Below are 20,943 nucleotides of genomic sequence, written 5' to 3' on the forward strand. Positions count from 1 at the left end.
CTTTTAGGTAATGGAGATTTTAAACCCGTTTCAGCGCAATTAAAAGGAATTTTAACTAAAATATTGAGTTTAAATCCACGATGAGTTTTTAATGCAGTATAAGAAAAATAAGAAAAGATATTATTATTTAGCGTTATGGATCCTTTTTTTAAATGGTCTGTCTTTGAAAGCTTTAGAAATCGCAGTCAAACCTTTTGGCTATTTGGGGCTATTGTATAATCAAGGGGCGCAAAAAAACCCTCACAGCTATGTAGGGGCTTTAGCGCGTCTTGGGGTGGATTTTTCTTATAGCAACGGGTGGTCCTTTGGTATTGGAGCGATTGGGGCTTGGAATATTTATAACAAACAGCGTTTGGCTAACCTTTACATCAGTCTAGGGAATTTTTTTGGTAACCCTAACAACATTAAACCTTATTTGAGCGCTGGCGATGTTTCTGATGCGTATCTTCAATACACTAACCAGCGTTTTAAAATCGCTTTAGGGCGTTTCAATACCGATTTTGTGGATTTTGATTGGATAGGGGGCAATATTCAAGGGGTTTCTGTGGCTTTTAAGCAAAATTCCATGCGTTATTTTGGGATTTTTATGGATAGCATGCTTTATAACGGGCATCAAATCAACAAAGAGCAAGGGAATCGGATCGCTACTTCCCTAAACGCTCTAGCGTCTTATGATCCTGTGTCTAAACGCTTGTATGTAGGGGGGGAAGTGTTTGTTTTAGGCACAGAATACAGGCATGAAAATCTTAAAGTGGTGCCTTTTATTTTAACGGACACCCGCTTGCCTTTGCCCACCCAAAACGTTTTAGTGCAAGTGGGGGGTAAGTTGGAGTATGACGCTTCTTTAGCTAAGGGTTTCACTTCGCACACTCTAGTGCATGGCATGTATCAATACGGCAACACTGATAGTGCTACGAGCGCTAAAAATGCCGGCTTGTTTTTGATCGATCAAACTTTTAAATACAAAATTTTTAATTTTGGAACGGGTTTTTATATCGTTCCGGCAAGGAACAATAAGGGCTATCTATGGACTTTTAACGACAGGACTAAATTCTATGGCCGTGGGATCAACGCGCCCGGTGTGCCAGCGATTTATTTTGCAAACTCTAGCATTTCAGGCTATGTTTTTTTAGGGCTTAAGACTAAAAGGGTGCGTTTAGACGCGATGGTGGCTTTTGGGGATTACCAAGAATATTCTTTAATGAGCAGTTTTAGGGTTTGGACTCATAGGAGTTTGTCTTTTGATATGGGTGGGGGGTATGTGTATGCTTATAATTCTAAAGCCACGAGAAAAAGTCTTGGAAATAGTTCTTTTGTCTTTTTTGGGAAGTTTTTGTTTTAAAAAATACCATTTTTACAATCAATAGTGAAGAGTTTGCCATAAAGCAAGCGGTAATTTCTTTTTTAAAAAATCAACATTAAAAGAAGTTTTTGTTTTAAGAAATTCTTTTAAAATCAGGTCTTTGGGGTTTTTTAGGGAAAAAAGTTTTTTTAAACTCAGGCTCCCATAGTTTGATCACGCCATGGCGGGTCATCTGGTGCATATTGACTAAACGCATGTTTAAAAGAGCCTTTTCTTTAGCTTCGCTGTCGCTCAAATCTTCTTTAATTTTGAACGCTTGAATGATCTGCTCCCACAGCTCATGTTCTTTAGCGTCTTCGTTTAAAAAATCTTTATAGTTGAAGCCACCAATCCCTTTGACCCCTTTAATATTATCCCCCTTATCCCCCACAACGCACTGGTAATAAGCAAAAAAATGAGCCTCTTTTTGGCTCACATTAAAAAAAGCGTTGGTTTTGAGATTGAAATGAGAGCCTCTATTGGAATACAAAATATCCTTATCCATGCTGGCTATCACATAATTGTTGGGGTCTTTCTTTTTGTAAAAAGAGATAATATCATCGGCTTCATATTCAAAACAATGTTCGCCCTGGATTTTAGCCCCTTTTTTTAGGGGGTATTTTTCCACGATGGCGATTTTTAGGGTTCTTAGAAGGGCTTTAAAATCTTCATCAAATTGGTGGCGTTTTTGTTTGTAATGATCGCACAGCTGGTAGCGGAAACTCTCTCTGCCCCTAGTGATAAAAAAGAGCGTTTTAGAGCAACGGGTTTTGTGCATGATGGATAAAATTTGAGTGGTAAGAAAAATAACGCCCACTTCTTGCAAGCTGTAAGCGGCGAATCTTTTAGGGAGCGTTTTATTAGAAAGCAAACGCCTAACAATATTAGGGATAACGCAATCAATGTCTAGTAAAAGAGTTCTTGAATGCATGAATCTTGTTTTGTTAAACGCTTGTCTAATGGTTAATCCTTAAGTTGAATTTCTCTTTTTTAAAAGTTAAACTATTATAGTAAATATATAGCAAATAATAAGTTATTTTAATAATAATTAACTCTATTCTCATTAAATACGCTAAATTTTGAGAGGTTATCGCTTGCTCTAGCTCTTTTGATTGTAAAAACGCTTTGGGCATTCTTGCATTTGATGATCAAACGCCCAATGAAAACGGAGCTTAAGGGTTTTCTTTTATTTGCGCGGTAAGTTATATTTCCGGCGTTTTTCCCAAAGGCTTTTGCGGCTAATGCCAAGCTTGTTGGCCAATTCCGTATCGGTGCAAGTAGAAGAAAAATGCCTAATCGCTTCTTTTTCGTATTCTTGAATGGAAAGGAAAGTCGTGTGGTTGCTGAACAAAGATAGGGGGTTATTGCCGCATTCAATCCTCACAATTTTAGGAAATTCTAGGGGTTCTTTATGGGTGTAGGACAAAACAATAGGGCATGAACGGGCCAATTCTAACAATTTCAATTGCTCATCTTTTTTAAGCTCTTCTAAATGCATGATGTAAAAAGGGCGTTCCAGTTTGTCTTTATTCTTGTATAGATCTTTCCAAGTGGTATCCTTTAAAGAGAAAAAAGAAAAATCCGTTTGCCTTTCTTTAGCGTATTGCAACAAATAAGCGTTCGCAAGCTCTTGAGAGGGCGTGTGGATGATAAAGGGCGGCCGGTAAGAAAAATCTTTAGGCAAGGGCAATTCCGCATGGATAAAGTCTAAGTAATTTTCATAAAATCCCAAGCGAGCGGTCATTTCTTGGTAGGCTTTGTGGTATTGGATCTTACGCAACAATTCATCCATTTTAAAAGGTTTTAGAATATAATCTCTCGCTCCCGCTTGAATGGGTTTATTCACGCCATCTTCATTGACATGCGAAGCCATCATGATAATGATTTGCTTGGAATTATAACGCACAAAGTGTTCGCAACGCCCTTGAGTGCAAACCTTAGAAGAAACCAAAATCACATCATAAGGCTCTTTATTTTCTTCTGAAATGCTAGAGATGATCTCGCAAAAATGCCCTAAATCATGCAAATTATGCGAAATACTCCTGGCTAGCGCTAAATCGTCTTCAATGATTAAGATTTTCATCAATTCTTCCTTTTATCACATTTTATCACATTTAAAGTTTTTGTTTATAACGCATGCTCACATGTGCTTGGACTAACAGCCCTTCTTGTTTGCCAATGAACCCCATTTTTTCCATTGTAGTGGCTTTCAAGCTGATTTGAGATTTTTCTAAACCTAAAAGTTGGCTCAAATTCTCTAAAATCGCCGGTTTGTAAGGAGTGATTTTAGGGATTTCGCTAAAGATGGTCGCCCCCATTTCAAACAATTCAAACCCAATGCTTTGAGAAAAATCCAACACGATTTTTAAAAGCTCTTTAGAAGAGGCGTTTTTGTATTTGGGGTCATTATCAGGGAACCATTCGCCAATATCCCCCCCTTTAATCGCTCCTAAAATCGCATCAATAACCGCATGCAACAAAGCATCGCCATCGCTATGAGCCTTTAACCCAAACTCGCAATCCAAAACAACCCCCCCTAAAACCATAGGCTTATCTTTAATGAACGCATGCGTATCAAAACCCATGCCGATAAAAGTGTCTTTTGCTGGGTTGAAAAAGAGCGCGAAATGTTTCAAATCGCCGCTTGTGGTGAGTTTGTGCAAATTTTTACTGCCTTCAATATAACTCACACGATCAGGGAAAGCTTGTAAAATCGCGCTGCTTTCATCTTTAAAATCCCCTTGGTTTAGGGCTGATTGGAGCGCTTTGGTGTGGCTTAATTGCGGGGTTTGAATGAGTTTGATCGCCTCTCTATCTAAAGCCTCGTTATAATAGATCGCTGTGTCATAGCAAGGCAAGTAAGGAGCGATGCAATAATGGCTCGTTTGTTGGAGGGTTAAAAACAAACTTTTAAGCGTTTCCATATTGGCTAAACCCCTAGCCACATCACTGGTGAGCGTGTAAGCGCTATCAATTATTTTTAAAGCGTTACGGACGGATTCTTGCCTTGATGTCCCGCCTTTTACAAGCTTGATTTCAGGGTAATGGCGTTGGATATAAATATAATCCAATCCGCTTACAACCAGAATGATTTCTTTAAAGTCTAGGGCTTCTTTAAAGCTCTCATAAACGCTGAGCCATAAGGGGGTATGATTAGAGCGCAACCATTGTTTTTTGATGGTTTGAGAAAAACGCTTAGACTCCCCAGCGGCCAATAAAACAACGCTCGTTTGTTTGATAAGCGTTTCTAGCGTTTCTTTAGTTTCAAAAGGGTCTTCTTCTAAACTTTCTAAAGAGAGTTTAAAATCTTCTCCATTCACTCTAATCAAAGACATGCGACTAACGACCCACCCCTATCATTTCACCAAAATGATCCTATAACCTTGATTCAAATCTAAAACTAAGAATCGTTTGGGTTTGCCTTTATACTTTTCTAAAGCATGGTTAAAATCCGCAACGCTTTTCACTTCAATCTCTTCAATTTTTGTGATGATATTACCTTGTCTGAAGCCGGCTTGCTCTGCTGGGGAATTTTCATTCACTTGAGAGACTAAAACCCCTTGAACATCATCGCTCAAACGCATAGACCTTTTGGTTTTTTGAGTTAAATCTTCTACTTGAAGCCCGTTCAATTGGCCTTGTGCACCGTTTTGAGCAGAAATGGTTTCTTTTTTGTTAGGGTTTTTCCTTTCGGCAAGAGTGAGAGTGAAGGTGCGTTCTTTTTTGTCTCTAATGACTTTTAAGGTTACTCTTTGATTGGGTAGCATAGAGCCGATTAGATTTCTTAATTCATTCGTGTTTTTAACCTTTTTCCCATTGACTTCAGTGATCAAATCCCACACCAAAATCCCTGCTTTTTTAGCCGGAGAGTCTTTTTCTACGCTAATGACCACCGCTCCTTCTTTATTGTCATAAGAATTTTGCAAATCGCCGCTCAAATCTTGCAAGCCCACGCCCAAGTAACCTCTTTCAATCTTACCGGTTTTGATGAGTTGGGTTACAATATCCTTAACCATGTTAGAAGGGATGGCAAAGCCAATGCCGTGGTTGCCCCCGGTTTTAGAAATGATAGCGGTATTGATCCCCACTAACCCTCCACGGCTGTCAATCAAAGCGCCGCCGGAATTTCCAGGATTAATGGAAGCGTCTGTTTGAATGAAATTCTCATAGCTGTTGATTCCGATTCCGCTTTTATTGAGCGCTGAAACAATGCCTTGCGTAACGCTTTCGCCCACGCCAAAAGGGTTACCAATCGCAAAAACCAAATCGCCCACTGAAATATCGTTAGAATCAGAGAATTTGATGGTGGGCAGATTGTCTTTAGTGATGCGAATCACCGCTAAATCGCTTTCAGAATCGGTGCCTACTAAAGTAGCGGAATATTCTTTATTGCTCCCTGGAATGGTAACTTTAATCTTATCTGCGCCATCAATCACATGGTTATTCGTAACGATATAGCCATCTTTAGAAATGATGACACCGCTGCCTAAAGCCCTTTCCATTCTTTCTTTAGGGATCATGCCGCCCAAATCCCCAAAAAATTGTTGGAAAAAGGGGTCATTAAACACACCGCCACCTATAAAATTGTTTTTAATCTTCTTTTCAGTGGAGATATTCACCACCGCCTTAATCGAATCCTTAATAGAATCGTGGTAAGAATAGATCGTATCGTCTTTAGAGGGGACACTCACTCGCTCTTTAACTTTGGGCATGTTTTGGATTTGGATATTGCCCGCATTCAAGCTTAACGCTAAAGCCAAAGAGATAAAAAGGGTTTTTTTCATCATGGTTACTTCCTTAAAATGTGCTAAACTTCAAAATTAAGAAAAGATTATATCAAATCTTTTTTGTTATTTTCATTAGCTTTTTGTGTAAAATAGTATCCAATGTAACAAATAACAGCAAAAACAATCGTTAAAATCATCCCAATGCGTTGATCCTTATCCATAGCCGAACCAATCACGCCGATGGCACACCCAGTGATCCCTATGAGTTGCAAAAAGGGTAGAAAAGGGGCTTTATAAGGCAAATCCTCTAAAGAATGCCCGGCCTTTAAGTATTGCTTACGGAAAGAATATTGCGAAACGGACACGCTAACCCACACAATAATCACTGTGAAACTGATCACATTAATCAAAGCTTCCACGACATTTTCTTTGGCATAAATTTGGACTAAAAGCCCTATGAGAGAAAAAGAAAGGGAAAAAAACATCGCATAAGTGGGCGTGCCTTGTCGGTTGAGTTTGGAAAAAACCTTAAAAAACATCTTTTGTTTGGACAGCCCATAAATCATGCGGCTCGCTCCATAAAGCCCTGAATTAGCGGTAGAAAACATCGCCGTAATGATAACAGCGTTCATTATATCAGCCACATAAGGGATACCCATGCCAATAAAGGGCAAATTAATGCGTTCTAAAACGCTCACAAAAGGGCTTTGCGTGATAGAAGAATCATTCATGGGTAAAAAAACAGAAATGACAAACACAGAGCCTAAAAAGAAAAAGACAATCCGCCACAAAGTCGCCTTAATCGCTTTGGGCATCACCTCGCTAGCGTTTTTAGTCTCTCCTACAGCCACCCCAATCACCTCTGTGCCAGTGAAAGCAAAAATGACAGCGAGCATCGCGCTAAAAACCGCCGTGCTCCCGTTAGGGAAAAACCCCTTATCGCCAAAATGGAAATTGTTAAAAATAGAACTAAACCCATGCGAATAGATTTGATAAATGATCCCAATTACGCCAATGCCTATAAAAGCGATCACTGCTAAAACTTTAATCAGGCTAAAGAAAAACTCGCCCTCGGCAAAAATTTTAACCGAAAAAAAGTTCAATAAAAAAACTAACGCAATGCATAAAATAACCCAATAATGGATAGGAATATCCGCAAACCAGCGTTGCATGAGCATGCCTATAGCGATGTATTCTAACGCCACCGTGATCACCCAGCCAAGCCAATACATCCAAAAAACCATATAGCCCGTGCCAGGGCCTATGAATTTAGCCGCATAATCCCCAAAACTTCCCGTAGTGGGATAAACGCTAGCCAATTCGCCTAAAGAGAGCATGATGCAATAAACCACAAGCCCTCCAAAACCATAAGCGATCAATGTCCCTAAAGGGCCAGCGTTCGCAATATTACCCCCAGTGCCTACAAAAAGCCCTGTGCCAATCGCTCCCCCAAATGCAATCATTAAGAGATGGCGCATTTTCATGTCTCTTTTAAGCTCGCCTTGTTTTTGCGTGGTATTTTGATGCGTTATCTTTTGATTGTCCATGCGACACCTCCTTAGATTGAAAATAAAAATAGCTTGAATTATAACAAAAATAAAATAAAATGATTTTTTTTAATTGAATATTGAAAATAAAATTTAAAAAAAACGATCAAAAGCATTTTTTAAAGATTAAATAGTAAAAGAGCTTGATCAAGCGATAGCTTTTTAAGTGTTTTAAGGTATTTTTTAAAGAACGCTAAAAACTCCTTTTAAAAAATTAAGATTTATAATATTTAATGGTGTAATCTATCCCCGAATAAAGAGTTAAAAAAACCGCTATAGCCACAAGCACATAAGAGTAAGTTAAATTGGCTAATAAAGCGCCAATCGCCACGACTTGAGAAACGGTTTTATACTTGCCTAACGCATTGACAGGAATATCCTTTTTTTCATTAGCAGCTAAAACCCTAAGCCCTGAAATAAAAAATTCGCGCCCTAAAATCACAAACGGGATCCACGCATTCACACGATCCAAATGGACTAACCCTAAAAACGCGCTCAAAATAAGGATTTTATCCGCTAAAGGGTCAAAGATTTCCCCAAAGCGCGATTTGGCTTTATAGCTTCTAGCGATGTAGCCGTCCAATAAATCCGTGAGCGCAGCAAATAAAAAAACCAATGAAGAGATCATGTTAATGTGAAAGGGGGTTAAAAAACTAAAATAAGTATGGGTGTTTAACAATAAAAATAATAAAAACAAGGATAAGACGATGCGTAAAATCGTTAAAAAATTAGGCAGGAGTTTTAAAACTTTCATGCTTTCAAAAAGACTTGTGAAAAATTCAAAAACGCGCGCCCTAAAAAGCCAAGCGCCACACACATCAAAATCACAGCAATCGTTAAAAAGAATATAATCAACGCTTGTGCTAAAACCCCTAAAAGAGCCAGCATGAAACTAAAAAGCAATAACCTAAACCCGCTTAAAAAAAACCTTTCTTGCGTGTAAAGGCTCAATTCTCTATAGAGTTTGTGCAAATAAAAAATAGAAACACCATTACCGATTAGCGAAAGAGCGTTACTGGCGTTAGGGACAAGATAGCTTAAAAGAGCGCATAAAATCACCGCTAAAAAACTGAAAGCGAAATTTTCAAAAAAACTCAGATGGCGCGTGATTTTAGAAAGCCTGTAAAAACCAATCGCTCCGGCAATAAACCCAAGCGTGCACAAAAAAAGAGACAATAACACGATATAAGCTAGTTGATGACTGAAGAGGTTAGAAATGTGAAACGATTTCGCCCCGCTTGAAACAATAAAAAGCACTAACAAAACAGCCCCACACAAAGGGGCGAAAAAATAGCCCAACAAGCATTTTTTAATGAATTGCAACTCTTTGTTTTGGTGGATGTGGATAATGTTTTTCAAAAAAAATCTTTATTTAAAAGTGGTCCCGCCATCTACAACGATCGTTTGCCCTGTAAGCCAACCGCTTTGGGTTTCATCGCATAAAAAATAAGCCGCTCCGGCTAGATCGTTAGGATTGCCCATGCGTTTTAGGGGCGATTGCTCTTCTACTTTTTCTTTAATCTCCACATAATCAGGGAAGGCTTTCAAAGCGTCCGTATCAATAGGCCCGCCGCTAACCGCATTCACTCTAATATTAAATTCGCCTAAATCCACAGCAGCGTATTTGACCATGGTTTCTACGGCGTTTTTAGAATTGCCATGCCCAGCGTAATTAGGCATATAGACCAAATTCCCGGTAGAGCTTAAGCTCACGATCGCCCCGCCGCCTATTTTTTGCATGCGTTTTGCCGCTTCTTGAGCCCCTACCACAAACGCTAACACGGTGGCTGTGTAAATGTTGTTTAACCCCTTAGGTTTTAATCGCATAAACGGTGCAAATCCCCCCACAACAGGGCGCCCATAAATAATAGCGTTAGAAATAAAAAAATCCACTCTGTCAAAATCAGCGTCAATTTGTTTAAAAAGCTCTGTGTATTGCTCAGGCTCTAAAACATTAAGAGGGTAGGCTTTGGCTTTAATGGAATATTTTTGCTCCACATCTTCTATGATTTTGTTGGCTTCTTCAACATTTTTATTGTAAGTGAAAGCGATATTCACGCCGCTTTGAGCGAATCGATACAATATCGCCTTGCCAATCCCTCTCGTCGCACCGCTGATCACTAGGGTTTTATTTTTCATGTGATTGGAACCATTCATGCAATTACCTCATATTGTTGTAAAGTTTTTTCTAAAAGTTGAATCGTTTCTTTGCTTGGGGCCACTAAAGGCAGTCTGTAGCTTGGGTTTTCAATCAAGCCGGCTAAATGCATAGCCATTTTAATAGGGATGGGATTCGTTTCTACAAAAAGGGCTTGGTGTAAATGAAAAAGCTTATTTTGGATTTCTAGGGCTTGTTGGTATTTTTGTTTGAGCGTGCAATTGACCATTTGTGAAATCAGATTAGGCATTAAATTACCGGTCACTGAAACCACGCCACACCCCCCTGAAAACATGATAGAGTGGTTGAGTGAATCTTCCCCGCTAAAAATTTTAAAATCTTTTTCATAATAATGCAATTCTGTTACCCTTTTCAAAGAGCCAGACGCTTCTTTAATGGCTTTAATGTTAGGGATTTCTCTAAAAAGTTTGAGAGCGGTTAAAACTTCAATAGACACGCCTGTTCTACTTGGCACATCATAAAGCATGACAGGGATTTCCACCGATTGAGCGATCGTTTTATAATGCTCAAACAAGCCTTGTTGGGTGGGGCGGTTATAATAAGGGCTTACGCATAAAATCGCATCCGCGCCGATTTTTTGAGCGAACTTTGCTAAAGAAAGGGACTCGCTTGTGGCGTTACTGCCCACGCCGGCTAACACTTTCATGCGCGAATTTGAGGGCGTTTTAGTGTTTTTGCAAGTCTCTATGGCGATTTCAATGCAACGCATGTGCTCTTTGTGGGTGAGCGTGGCGGATTCTCCTGTCGTGCCAACAGGCACGCATGCGTCCATGCCCTGAAAAATTTGGCGCTTGATCAAGGCTTCATAAGCGGCCTCATCAACGCTCAAATCTTTTTTAAAAGGCGTAATTAACGCACTAGATGAATGGAATTGCATGTGATAAGGCTCTTTTAAGGTTTCAAAAACACGGTGGTTGATTGGGTGTCTTTAAAATATTCATTGGCCACACGCACCAAATCGCTCACTTTTAAATCCAAAAATTGTTGCTGATAATCCGTCAAGCCTTGAATATCGTTTTGCACTAAATAGTCCGCAAAAAGCCCCGCAACATCGCTAGAACTTTCTAAATTGGAAATGAAGTCGGCTTTTTGATTGATTTTGAGCTTGTCTAATTCAGCTTGAGTGATTTCGCCTTTTTTAAGCTTTTCTAAAAGTGCTACGATTTCTTTTTGTAAAGCTTCGGCTTTGACATTAGGATTACCCCCCGCAATGAATAAAAACACGCTTTCATCTTGTAATTGCATGTTGTGCGAGAAAGCTTGAGAGGCTAGGCGTTTTTTATCCACCAATTCGCTTTGCAACCACGAGCTTTTACCTTCGCCTAAAAGCTTGCTTAGTGCGTCTAAAGCGACTTGATCTTTATGCTTGAAAGCAGGCACTTTATACCCAAGGGCCACCCATTCTAAATGAACCCCATCTTTATGCACGACTGCCGTTCTGGCTCCATCTTGCTTAGGCTCTTTCATGTAGGGGGTGGGGATAGTTTTTCCATCAAGGTTTTTTAAGGATTCAAAATGTTTTTTACTCAATTCAAAAACCTTTTGGGAATTGACATCGCCTACCACCAAGATAATAGCGTTTTTAGGCTGATAGTAGAGCGAATGGAATTTTTTAATGTCTTTTAAAGTCCAGTTTTGAATATCGTCCATAAAACCGATGGGCGTCCAATGGTAAGGGTGATAGACATAAGCGGTGTTAAAAAAGCGGAAATAAAGCATGCCGATAGGGGAATTATCGGTGCGCCATCGCCTTTCTTCAGCGACCACTTGACGCTCAGGCAAAAACTCATCTTCTTTTAAGTTCAAAGAACCCATGGTTTCAGCGAACAATTCTAAAGATTTATCCAAGTTAGCCTGACTGGTTTTAATGAAGTAGCGTGTAATATCAAAGCTCGTAGAAGCGTTACTCACGCCCCCAAAACGCTTAACGATTTTATCAAATTCGCCGGCTTTAAGGTTTTTAGTGCTTTTAAAATTCAAATGCTCTAACATGTGAGCGATCCCGCTCTTGCCCATGGTTTCGTTTCTAGAGCCGACTTTATAAAGCACATCCACTTCTATAACCCCGGTTTTATTTTCTAGGGGGACGCTTACGACTTGCAACCCATTCTTTAAGGTAATACTCTCATGTTTGGGTAAGTAAGATTGTGCGTGCATGCTCGCTCCTAAAGTGACTAACAAGACAGAACTAAGCCTCAAAAGTCTTTTAACAGAAAAATATCTCATCTTAAATCCGCTCCTATAGCCTCTTTGACGCTCAAAAATCCATCTTTTTGGAGTAATTTTACCAAATCTTTAAGAATATTTTGGCATAAATTTGGCCCATTGTAAATAAAAGCGCTATAAATTTGTAACAGACTCGCTCCCATTTTAATCCTTTCATAAGCATCTTTGGCACCGCTAATCCCCCCCACAGAAACAAGAATAGTCTTGTTAAAAAAAGCTTTAGCCAATTCTTTAAAGATTTCACGGCTTTTTTTAGTCAAGCATTTCCCGCTCAAGCCCCCCATTTCTTTAGGAGCGAACACCAGGCTTTTATCAATCGTGGTGTTAGTCGCAATAATCCCATGCGCTCCTGCTTCAATAGCGCTATTGACAATTTCTAGCATGCCGTCTGTTTCTAAATCCGGGGCGATTTTTAAAAATAAAGGCTTATGGGTCATTTCTTTCGCCATGCAAAAAAGCTCATTCACAAACGCTTTGTTTTGTAAATCCCTTAAATTAGGGGTGTTGGGCGAAGAAAGGTTGAAGGTGTAATAATCGCCAATGTTTAAACATTTATTTAAAACCGCTTTGTAATCTTCTAGGGCATGCGCTTGCTCTATGTGTTTGTTTTTGCCTAAATTGATGCCAATAGGGGTTTTATAAGGGGCGAAGCGATTGAACGATCTCGCTGCTAAAATGGCTCCATGATTATTAAACCCCATCGCATTTTGTAAGGACTCTTCTTCAATGTGCCTGAAAAGCCTTGGTCTTTCATTTCCCACTTGCGCTTCATTGGTGAGAGTGCCTGCTTCTAAATAGCCAAACCCAAAAGCGGTTAACGCCCTAAGCATGGAAGCGTTTTTATCAAAACCGGCGGCTAATCCTAAAGGGTTAGGGAAATGCAAGCCTAAAATTTCATTTTCAAGCTTTGGGTTTTGATAACCCCATTGAGAATGGATTAAACTACACAAAAAGGGCGATCTAGAAAGCATTCTTAAAATCTTGCAAACTTTTTCATGCGCGTCTTCAGCGTCTAGGCTAAAAAGATATTTTTTTAATAACGAATAAAGCATTTAAATCCTTATCTTTTATGATTTGAACGGATAACCCTTAAAAGGTTTTAAGGGCTTGTTTTTCAAAATAATCCTGCGAATTTAAAGGATCGTTAGGGTTTGAAACTTTAGTGTAACGGCCTTTAGAATTCAACTCGTAGCGTTTTAAGGTGTCTTTCAATTGGATTTCTAAAATATGCAACAATTTATGAGCGATCTTGGGGTTTGTGGCGGGAATGAGCAATTCCACGCGCCTTTCTAAATTTCTGGGCATTAAATCCGCGCTAGAAAAATAGATATTCTCATGTTTAAAATAATAAATGCGCGCATGTTCTAAATATTTCCCCACAATAGAATACACCCTGATATTTTCGCTTAATCCCTTGACTTGGGGCTTTAAACAGCAAATCCCTCTAATAATGAGATCAATTTTAACCCCTTTTTGAGAGGCTTGATAGAGCCATTCAATGATTTCTCTATCCACTAGGGCGTTGGCTTTTAAAATGATATGGCCTTCTTGCTTATGATTCATTTCATTTTGAATGAGTGCAATGATTTTAGGTTTGATCTGTTTGGGCGCCATAAAAAGCGTTTCTAGGGCGCTATTAGTCGCACTGCTAGTGAGCAAGGAATGGAAAAGCTTGATAATGTCGTTAGCGATTTCATTTTTAGCGCTAAAAAAACTCACATCGGTATAGATTTTAGCGCTCAAAGGGTTGTAATTGCCCGTGCTTAAATGGGTGAAATGGCGTAATTGGTTGTCTGTTTTTTTAGTGATCACTAGCATTTTGGCATGCACTTTGAGTTTGAAAACGCCATAAACGACTAACGCGCCCGCCCTTTCTAAAGCTTTTGCCCAATGCAAATTGCTCTCTTCATCAAAGCGCGCTTTTAATTCCACTAAAACGCTCACTTGAATCTTACTCGCCGCTTCAATTAAGGCTTTGACAATGGGGGAATGCTTGCCCACACGATAAAGCGTCATTTTGATAGAAAGGGTGGCGGGATCGCTAGCGGCTTGCTCTATTAAATCGATTACAGGCTCAAAACTTTCATACGGGTGAAACAGCAACAGATCTTGTTTTTCTATGGATTTGAAAAGATCGTTTTCATTGAAATGAGGGTGGATTTTGGGCGTGAAATTGGGCGATTTAAACGCTTTAAAATCGCTATGATTGACTAATTCCCACAAATCCCCTAAATTGAGCATGATCGCGCTTTTATAGACATGCATGCCGGTGAGCTTGTGCTTTTTATAAGAGTGGGTTTGAAAACTCCTTAAAGACGCTAAAAGGGTTTTTAAAAGCTCTTGACTCCCTTTTTGGGTTTGCAAGCGCACGATTTCGCCTTGATTGCGTTTCCTCAAACTCTTACTCATCAAATCCGCATAATCATGCGCTTCGTCTTCAGTGATGGCAATATCCGCATCGCAAGTTACCCTAAACGCCATGCAATCTAAAATCTCATGCTCTAAAAACAATTCTTCTAAATGCGCTTCTACGATTTCTTCAGCCAGCACAAACAAGCCTTTTTCTAGCTCTACAAAACGGAAGATAAAAGAGGGGAGTTTGATGAGTGCATAGGAGGTAATTTGGGTTTCTTTGTCTTTAATGCGGGCAAAAAGCGCGAAAGTCAAATTCGCTAAAGGCGGGAAAGTGTGCGAAGAATCCAACTTAAAAGGCAAGACTAACGCATAAAGTTGCTCTTTAAAATAGGTTTTAGCCTTCGCTTTTTGCTCTAAATTCAATTCATTATAGGGGGTGATACAAAGCCCTTTTTTAAAGAGTAGGGCTTGGATTTTTTGGAATTCCAACTCCCTTTCTTCAATTTCATGCGCTAAATAATGCTTGATTTTTTCTAATTGTTCTTCAGGGCTTGCACCATCAATGCCTTTAGAGGCGATTTTATGCTCATAGAGTTGTTTAAGCCCGGCCACTCTTATCATGTAAAATTCGTCTAAATTCGTGTCATAAATGGCTAAAAATTTCAAGCGCTCTAATAAAGGCAAGCTCTCATCTTTGGCTTCGTTTAAAACCCTTGTGTTAAAAGCTAACCATGAAAGCTCTCGGTTAAAGAAATGATTCAATAAAAATCCTTTAAATCATCATGTTTAAAAATCAGTTTGTTTGGTGTGATTATATAATGAAATGATAATGATTGAAGCTTTTTTAAAAAGTCATGGTCGGAGTAGCGGGATTCAAACCCACGACCTCACCCACCCCAAGGGTGCGCGCTAATCAGGCTGCGCCATACTCCGCAATCAAAGAGGGAGATTGTAGCGCGAGTTTGCTTAGTTGTTGTTTAAAAACTCTTTTTTGTAAAACTTAATTTTTTGAATAAAACTTCATTTAACCCTAAAAGATCGCTTAAAATTTTTTTTAGCGTTTTTTGGGTTGATTGTTTCTATAATAAACGGACGCGAGTAGTAATCTCTTGGTTTTCTCTTTGGTTGCGGTATTTGGAGTATGTTAGGGTTGGGGGTAACAGTGGGTAGTTATCTCGAAAGGAGATAACCTAACATGAGATTAGTAATCATAGTTTTAATGGTAACCGCAACGCCATTATACTAAAATTTTGGCTCTGGTGCAAGAGCGCTAGGGTCAAATCTTACTAGCGGATTTGACTCAAACTTTTAATTTTTTGAAACTCCTTTTTCTTTAAAAAATTTCTTTTGATGACAAAACTTCTCTTTCTTGTAACTAAAGGGTTTTTATCTCTACCCCTTAAAAAAGTTTTGTTCTAAAATTTTTCATTGGGGTTTGACTTGTTGTTTTAAGAGTAGGGGGAGTAGGAAATCTCTGAGCACGGTTAGGGTTTGGGTTGATTGCATGTTTTTAATAATAGCTGTTATGATATTTTTTGCGATTTTTTCGTATTTTTGTAATAGATTAATAGGTGGTATGGGGAGCATTAAAGAATAAATATGATTTTCATTTAGTGATGATCTTGTAGATGCCATGCAAGCATTAGAAAGATATTTTTTTATAGGTTTTGAATTTAGATAACTGCGTATATATTCCTGCATGGATTGATTTAATACGCTAATTTTACTTAAGGCAACATTATAAGCCCCTTGAAGTCCAAAACGCACGGCTCCGGCCTCTCCGTATTTGTCTATCATAATATCATATTGATAACAAATCTTGTTATTTTTTGATATAGGAATATATGTAATATAATCATTAGAGCTATAATCTCTGTTTTGTATGAAACGAATGTAACCCTCCTTATGCTCGTATATATGACAACTTTTGGGTGGCTGACTTCCGGAAATCCAAGTTATTAACTCCCCTAGCGTTTTAACTTCAAAATCGTTGGGGATAAGGCGGTTTAATTCTTTAGAGAATTTCATTTTCCCGCCGCTAGTTTGATAGGGTTTGTTGTTTTCATCTAAAAAATCAAAACGAACGAAGTATTGCTCATAAAGAAGTTCTAGGATTTTGTGTAAAAGCTCATTGATTTTATGGTTGTTTTCTATTTTTTGATCTAAAACAGAAAGCGTGCGGGCTATTTTTTGTTGTTCGTAATAAGTAGGGGGTATCTTAACTTTAAACAGACCTAACGCTGGCTTTGAAATACCCTTAAAAGTAGTGCCAACTCCCATGTTAGAGATATTATCCTTATGGTATTTGAGTAAGTAGTATAAAAATTCAAAATAAATTTTTTTATTAGGGACTAGCCCCATAAGTCCTCTATCTGTGCAACTTCTTTTAGAAATAATAGCGGTATAACCTATGGGAGCTCTTACGGAAAATAAAATAGCATGTTTGGGTAATAAGAAAGTAGAGCATGATTTAAATCCTAAGCGTGAAATGCTGCGGCTGCCTTTTTTAATGTAACGCCCTTGTAAAGTGGATAAATCTTTAGCTGTTATCCAACGAATTTTGTTTCCATAATTTTTGGGGTTATTGGTAGATGGGGTAGAGCCTCCAAATATTTTTACTAAATCTTTTAAACAAAATGTTTGCCACTCACTCAAACCTAACCCCTTTTAAAGTTTCTAAAATTTCTTGTTGCAAGCTCTGGCTTTCATCAAAAAGGCTTGTCAGTTCGCTTGAATATTGTTGCATTAAATTTTCAAACTCCGCTTGGCTGATTTTCTCGCTTGTGTCCTCTATAGTGAAATACTGCCCGGGGTTTAGAGAATAGTTTTTTCCTGTGATTTCATCAAAAGAAACCAAAGCGCAAAAATCCGCTTTTGGGGTTTTATTTTGAAAAGTTTCTAAAATCAAATCAATATCGCTTGTTCTTAAGCGCATTTTTTTGTTTTTGTTTTCGGTGTATTCTTCGCCGAGTTTGGAAGCGTCAATCAAAATTACTTCATCTTCGCTTGGCGTTTTTTGAAAAAAGATGATGCTCACGTTAGTGCCGGTGTTGGCAAAAACTTGACTGGGCATGCAAACCACCCCATAAACGAGCTTTTCATCCACTAAATGCCTGACAATCTTATTTTCTACCCCGCTTTTAGCGCTAATGAATCCGGTTGGCACGACGATAGCCCCCTTACCTTTATCGATAAGCATGTTCAAGCAATGCTGGAAAAAGAGCGTGTAAATGGGCATTTTGCTTTTATCGTTTTTAGGGATATTAGGCACGCCTAAGAAAAAATCGTTTTTGTTTTGCGAAATCTCGGCATGCTCGTTGGAAAAATCTAGCTTGAAAGGGGGGTTACTCACGATGTAATCCATTTTCCCTTTACATTCTTTAGAATGGTAGGGGTTGGTTAAAGTGTTTCCCTCAATGGCGTTTTTTAAAGAGTGGGTCAAGTCGTTTAAAATCAAGTTGAGTTTGAGCATTCTTAAGGATTTTTGCGAAATGTCTTGGGCATAAAGGGTGCAAGAATCCGTGCCTATTTGGTGGGCTAATGCCATTAAAAGCGTTCCTGTGCCAGCGCTTGGGTCATAGATTTTGACGCTTTGAGTTGGCTCATTAACTAAAAGCTTAGCAATGATGCTAGCGATGCTTAAAGGGGTGTAGTATTCGGCGTATTTGCCTCCGCCGGCGTTATTGTAATCTTTGAGTAAGTATTCAAAAATGGGGGCGAAAAAATCATAGCCTTGTTGGTTTTGTAAGTTTAAAAAAGCTTGTTTGAAATCAAAATTTTTGAGCTTGTCTAGTAAAGCTTTGGTGAAATTAGCCCTTTTAGACTCTTCATTAATGTATTGTGAGATGCTTTCAAATAGGGCGATAGTGGTTTTATCCGTGCTTGTGGTGTTGAAAAGCTCGGCATTATTGCTAGAAATACGATTAAAAATAGCGTCTAGCTTTAGGTGTAAATCGTTATCGTTAAAATGTTTTTCAAAAAGATAGCTTAAAAGATCATCATAGGCGAGTTTGGGGAGTCTTTTATCAATTAAGGTAATAAAGAAATCTTCTTTTTCTTCCTTGTTAAAGTCTTTGTAATCTTGTATCGTTTGGTTGGGGAATTTTTGTTCAAAAAGGAATTCAAACTTATCGCATAAGAATTTATACAAAAAGCATTGCGTGATGATCTTGTATTCGTTGCCGTCGTTCCCTAAACCAAAACTCGTGCAAATGACTTTTAAATCATCAATGAGGCTTAGGGTGTCTTGTTTGATTTGCAATAAAGTGTTATTAGGCATGTGGATTTTCTTGATGGTGGTTTTGTGTGAGTTCGTTAAAAAGGGTTTGAATGATAAGTTCTTTTTCTTTTTCTAAATCTTTTAAGGAGGGGTTTTTTTTGAAAGCGTCCTTTAATTCTGCTTTTATGGCATTTTTTAGGTAATACTCTTCGTTTAAGATTTCTTGACGCTTAAAAATACGCGCATCAATAGCGCTTTTTAGCGCGCTTAAAAGCGTGAAAATTCCCGTTGGGTTAGAAATGTTTTGTTCCATAAGGCGCTTATGAAGGTGCTGATGCGTGATCGCATAAGATAAATCATTATCGTATTTATTCAATAAGTGGGTGGTTTGTTCTTTGTGTTGTTTGAGTTGTGAAATGATCGCATCATAGGAATGAGAAATTTCTTCAAAATTCTGGCTTGTTACGGGCGTTTGGAGTAGTTTTGAAAAGTCTTTGTAAAACTTTTGGATTTCTTTATCTTGTTGATCCGGGATTTTTTCTAAAATCTCTTTAGCTTGCTTTTGTTTGGTGGTAATCTCTTCTTGTTCTTTAAAGCGTAATTCTTTGCGTTCTTTAAACTCTATTTTAAAGTCTAAAAGAGCGATGAGGTCTTCTAAAATGATTAAATCGTTTGGGTTTTTAGGCTCATTGATATTTTTTAACGCATGGAGGTGTTTGGCTTTTTGATGAAGCATTGAAGAGATTTTATGGATCTTTTCAATATCAATTTTTTCTTTTAATGAAAGGATTTTTTCATCATTAGAAGTGCGGATTAAATTGTAGCGCTCTTTGAGCGTGTTAATGGCGCGTGAAACTTTTTGTAACTCGTTAATTTCGCTGATACTGACAATGGTGCTAGTCATGCCCTCTATATTGTCAATGGGGTAATTAAAAAGATCATCATAGGCGTTTTTAATGTCTTTTTCTAAAGTCTTACGATCCGCAAAGATGTCTTTGATATTAGAATCGCTATTGGCACCGCTTTGATTGAATCGGTTTAATTCTTTCAAGTAATCATCAGTCGTTTTGTCAAAATTTTCTTGAATCCCTACAAAATCTATAAGATAGCCAAAAGACATGTTGTTATAGGAGCGATTCACTCTGGCTAGGGCTTGGAGTAAATTGTGATCTTTTAACTCTCTGTGGATATAAAGGCGCTTGAGACTGGGTAAATCAAAGCCGGTCAAAAGCATGTTAAACACAAAGACTATATCCGTATCTTCATGTTTAAAAGAATAAATCTTTTCTTTGACTTCTTGTTCGTCATGCAAAATCAGGCTGGATTTGAGTTTGTTTAAAATCCTTAGGTTGGGGTTTTCTTGTAAGACTTCTTCTTGGACTTCATTAAAAAGCAAATTAGCTAATCTGGCTTGATTGCTTGAAAAACAAACCACCATAGCCTTTAATTGTTCGTTGTTGTCATTTAGTTGTCTGAAATCCAATAAATCTCTAATGATATAAAAGAGCATGGCGTTAATGTATTTTTCATCGTTAAAAATCGTTTCTTTTTTAACTTCTATGTCTTCAATAATGATGCTTTCTTGTAAAAGGCGATAGATTTCTTGTAGTTTTTCTTTGTAGCTCGTTTCAATGCTTTCTAATTGGAGTTTTAGGGTGTGTCTGTCTTTAATGGATTCTGCATAAGAATAGGTGTGCAAGTAGTTGCCAAAAGTTTTTTTAGTGGCTTTATCTTGAGCGTTGTCTTCTAATAGGGGCGTGCCTGTGAGGGCGATTTTGATGGCTGTCTTGTCGCATTCTATCAAATTGGCGTAAAAGCAACCTTTAGGATCATAGCTCCTGTGGGCTTCATCTATGATAAACACCCTTTGTAAATCGTGGCTATCTTTTGTCGCTTCTTGTAATTCTGTTTTAGAAACAATTTCTTTAGGAGCGCTATTAGAGGGGTCTTCGTTGGGGGCTTTTTCTTCATTGGGGGCTTTGAATTTTTGGATATTCACAACGATGATTTCATCATTCCCTTGAGGGTTTTCAAACACGCTAGAGCTTTTTAATTTTTGGCTCAAATCCTCTTTATTTTCTGCCTCATGCGCACAAAGGCCTCTTTTTAAAAACTCGTTTTTGGCTTGCTCTAATAAATCCAACCTATCCACAATAAAATAAAATTTAGTCTTTTTCCCTAGCGGGCTAAAAAAGTCTCTTATGAGTTTGGTTAAATGATAGGTTAAGGCGGTTTTACCGCTACCTTGCGTGTGCCAAATGATGCCTTTTAGGGGATCTTTGGGGTTTGGGTTGGTTCCATAATGCTTTTGCAATTCTTTTAAAACATTCAAGCTCGCAAACATCTGC

At 38.4% G+C, this 20,943-nt stretch carries 16 protein-coding genes and 1 tRNA gene; 1 reads left to right on the forward strand and 16 read right to left on the reverse strand.

Annotation, left to right across the window (positions count from 1 at the left end):
- Nucleotides 1-91 precede the first annotated feature (91 nt).
- On the forward strand, nucleotides 92-1,342 hold the full coding sequence (locus HPOKI112_RS02325; protein WP_025309685.1) for a hypothetical protein: 1,251 nt from the start codon (nucleotides 92-94) through the stop codon (nucleotides 1,340-1,342).
- Between the two features lie 94 nt (nucleotides 1,343-1,436).
- Here HPOKI112_RS02325 and HPOKI112_RS02330 read toward each other — a convergent pair whose 3' ends face one another.
- The 16 genes from HPOKI112_RS02330 to HPOKI112_RS02405 all read right to left on the reverse strand — a co-directional run bounded on the left by HPOKI112_RS02330 (nucleotide 1,437) and on the right by HPOKI112_RS02405 (nucleotide 20,939).
- On the reverse strand, nucleotides 1,437-2,273 hold the full coding sequence (locus HPOKI112_RS02330; RefSeq protein ID WP_080276258.1) for a 5'-3' exonuclease: 837 nt from the start codon (nucleotides 2,271-2,273) through the stop codon (nucleotides 1,437-1,439).
- 255 nt (nucleotides 2,274-2,528) lie between these two features.
- Entirely contained in the window at nucleotides 2,529-3,425 is an 897-nt protein-coding gene (locus HPOKI112_RS02335; RefSeq protein ID WP_025275754.1) for an OriC activity response regulator, read from the reverse strand.
- Between the two features lie 31 nt (nucleotides 3,426-3,456).
- The gene (locus HPOKI112_RS02340) at nucleotides 3,457-4,677 is read right to left on the reverse strand and encodes a bifunctional 2-C-methyl-D-erythritol 4-phosphate cytidylyltransferase/2-C-methyl-D-erythritol 2,4-cyclodiphosphate synthase (RefSeq protein WP_025275755.1); all 1,221 of its coding nucleotides are present in this window, start codon (nucleotides 4,675-4,677) and stop codon (nucleotides 3,457-3,459) included.
- 21 nt (nucleotides 4,678-4,698) lie between these two features.
- Entirely contained in the window at nucleotides 4,699-6,129 is a 1,431-nt protein-coding gene (locus tag HPOKI112_RS02345; RefSeq protein ID WP_000976635.1) for a Do family serine endopeptidase, read from the reverse strand.
- A gap of 44 nt (nucleotides 6,130-6,173) precedes the next feature.
- Nucleotides 6,174-7,616: an amino acid permease gene (locus tag HPOKI112_RS02350; protein WP_025276756.1), complete on the reverse strand. Its 1,443-nt coding sequence runs from the start codon at nucleotides 7,614-7,616 to the stop codon at nucleotides 6,174-6,176.
- Nucleotides 7,617-7,830: 214 nt separating this feature from the next.
- The gene (gene pgsA / locus HPOKI112_RS02355) at nucleotides 7,831-8,370 is read right to left on the reverse strand and encodes a CDP-diacylglycerol--glycerol-3-phosphate 3-phosphatidyltransferase (protein WP_001875725.1); all 540 of its coding nucleotides are present in this window, start codon (nucleotides 8,368-8,370) and stop codon (nucleotides 7,831-7,833) included.
- Nucleotides 8,367-8,975: a hypothetical protein gene (locus HPOKI112_RS02360; protein ID WP_025309687.1), complete on the reverse strand. Its 609-nt coding sequence runs from the start codon at nucleotides 8,973-8,975 to the stop codon at nucleotides 8,367-8,369. The genes pgsA and HPOKI112_RS02360 overlap by 4 nt, the downstream gene beginning before the upstream one ends.
- A 9-nt stretch (nucleotides 8,976-8,984) precedes the next feature.
- Nucleotides 8,985-9,773 (reverse strand): enoyl-ACP reductase, encoded by a 789-nt coding sequence (locus HPOKI112_RS02365; RefSeq protein ID WP_025275758.1) that lies wholly within the window; start codon nucleotides 9,771-9,773, stop codon nucleotides 8,985-8,987.
- On the reverse strand, nucleotides 9,770-10,672 hold the full coding sequence (dapA, locus tag HPOKI112_RS02370; RefSeq protein ID WP_025275759.1) for a 4-hydroxy-tetrahydrodipicolinate synthase: 903 nt from the start codon (nucleotides 10,670-10,672) through the stop codon (nucleotides 9,770-9,772). Before dapA ends, HPOKI112_RS02365 begins: the two co-directional genes overlap by 4 nt.
- Nucleotides 10,673-10,686: 14 nt before the next feature.
- The gene (gene pqqE / locus HPOKI112_RS02375) at nucleotides 10,687-12,021 is read right to left on the reverse strand and encodes a zinc protease PqqE (RefSeq protein ID WP_025275760.1); all 1,335 of its coding nucleotides are present in this window, start codon (nucleotides 12,019-12,021) and stop codon (nucleotides 10,687-10,689) included.
- Nucleotides 12,018-13,073, reverse strand: coding sequence for a quinone-dependent dihydroorotate dehydrogenase (locus HPOKI112_RS02380; protein WP_025275761.1), 1,056 nt, complete (start codon nucleotides 13,071-13,073; stop codon nucleotides 12,018-12,020). Before HPOKI112_RS02380 ends, pqqE begins: the two co-directional genes overlap by 4 nt.
- A 37-nt stretch (nucleotides 13,074-13,110) precedes the next feature.
- Complete coding sequence (locus tag HPOKI112_RS02385) at nucleotides 13,111-15,138, reverse strand: RNA degradosome polyphosphate kinase (protein WP_025309688.1); 2,028 nt, start codon at nucleotides 15,136-15,138, stop codon at nucleotides 13,111-13,113.
- 93 nt (nucleotides 15,139-15,231) lie between these two features.
- A tRNA-Pro gene (locus HPOKI112_RS02390) sits at nucleotides 15,232-15,309 on the reverse strand.
- A gap of 492 nt (nucleotides 15,310-15,801) precedes the next feature.
- Nucleotides 15,802-17,031, reverse strand: coding sequence for a restriction endonuclease subunit S (locus HPOKI112_RS02395; protein WP_025309689.1), 1,230 nt, complete (start codon nucleotides 17,029-17,031; stop codon nucleotides 15,802-15,804).
- Nucleotides 17,024-18,655: an N-6 DNA methylase gene (locus HPOKI112_RS02400; protein WP_025309690.1), complete on the reverse strand. Its 1,632-nt coding sequence runs from the start codon at nucleotides 18,653-18,655 to the stop codon at nucleotides 17,024-17,026. The genes HPOKI112_RS02395 and HPOKI112_RS02400 overlap by 8 nt, the downstream gene beginning before the upstream one ends.
- Complete coding sequence (locus HPOKI112_RS02405; RefSeq protein ID WP_025309691.1) at nucleotides 18,648-20,939, reverse strand: DEAD/DEAH box helicase family protein; 2,292 nt, start codon at nucleotides 20,937-20,939, stop codon at nucleotides 18,648-18,650. The genes HPOKI112_RS02400 and HPOKI112_RS02405 overlap by 8 nt, the downstream gene beginning before the upstream one ends.
- Between the last annotated feature and the right edge of the window lie 4 nt (nucleotides 20,940-20,943).

It is taken from the genome of Helicobacter pylori oki112, from assembly GCF_000600085.1.
GTDB lineage: Bacteria > Campylobacterota > Campylobacteria > Campylobacterales > Helicobacteraceae > Helicobacter > Helicobacter pylori_CY.

Bases quoted from the DNA above. Each gene is read 5' to 3' on its own strand.
- HPOKI112_RS02325 (WP_025309685.1), top strand. From the start codon at position 92: ATGCAGTATAAGAAAAATAAGAAAAGATATTATTATTTAGCGTTATGG.
- HPOKI112_RS02330 (WP_080276258.1), bottom strand. From the start codon at position 2,273: ATGCATTCAAGAACTCTTTTACTAGACATTGATTGCGTTATCCCTAAT.
- HPOKI112_RS02335 (WP_025275754.1), bottom strand. From the start codon at position 3,425: ATGAAAATCTTAATCATTGAAGACGATTTAGCGCTAGCCAGGAGTATT.
- HPOKI112_RS02340 (WP_025275755.1), bottom strand. From the start codon at position 4,677: ATGTCTTTGATTAGAGTGAATGGAGAAGATTTTAAACTCTCTTTAGAA.
- HPOKI112_RS02345 (WP_000976635.1), bottom strand. From the start codon at position 6,129: ATGATGAAAAAAACCCTTTTTATCTCTTTGGCTTTAGCGTTAAGCTTG.
- HPOKI112_RS02350 (WP_025276756.1), bottom strand. From the start codon at position 7,616: ATGGACAATCAAAAGATAACGCATCAAAATACCACGCAAAAACAAGGC.
- pgsA (WP_001875725.1), bottom strand. From the start codon at position 8,370: ATGAAAGTTTTAAAACTCCTGCCTAATTTTTTAACGATTTTACGCATC.
- HPOKI112_RS02365 (WP_025275758.1), bottom strand. From the start codon at position 9,773: ATGAATGGTTCCAATCACATGAAAAATAAAACCCTAGTGATCAGCGGT.
- dapA (WP_025275759.1), bottom strand. From the start codon at position 10,672: ATGCAATTCCATTCATCTAGTGCGTTAATTACGCCTTTTAAAAAAGAT.
- pqqE (WP_025275760.1), bottom strand. From the start codon at position 12,021: ATGAGATATTTTTCTGTTAAAAGACTTTTGAGGCTTAGTTCTGTCTTG.
- HPOKI112_RS02380 (WP_025275761.1), bottom strand. From the start codon at position 13,073: ATGCTTTATTCGTTATTAAAAAAATATCTTTTTAGCCTAGACGCTGAA.
- HPOKI112_RS02400 (WP_025309690.1), bottom strand. From the start codon at position 18,655: ATGCCTAATAACACTTTATTGCAAATCAAACAAGACACCCTAAGCCTC.
- HPOKI112_RS02405 (WP_025309691.1), bottom strand. From the start codon at position 20,939: ATGTTTGCGAGCTTGAATGTTTTAAAAGAATTGCAAAAGCATTATGGA.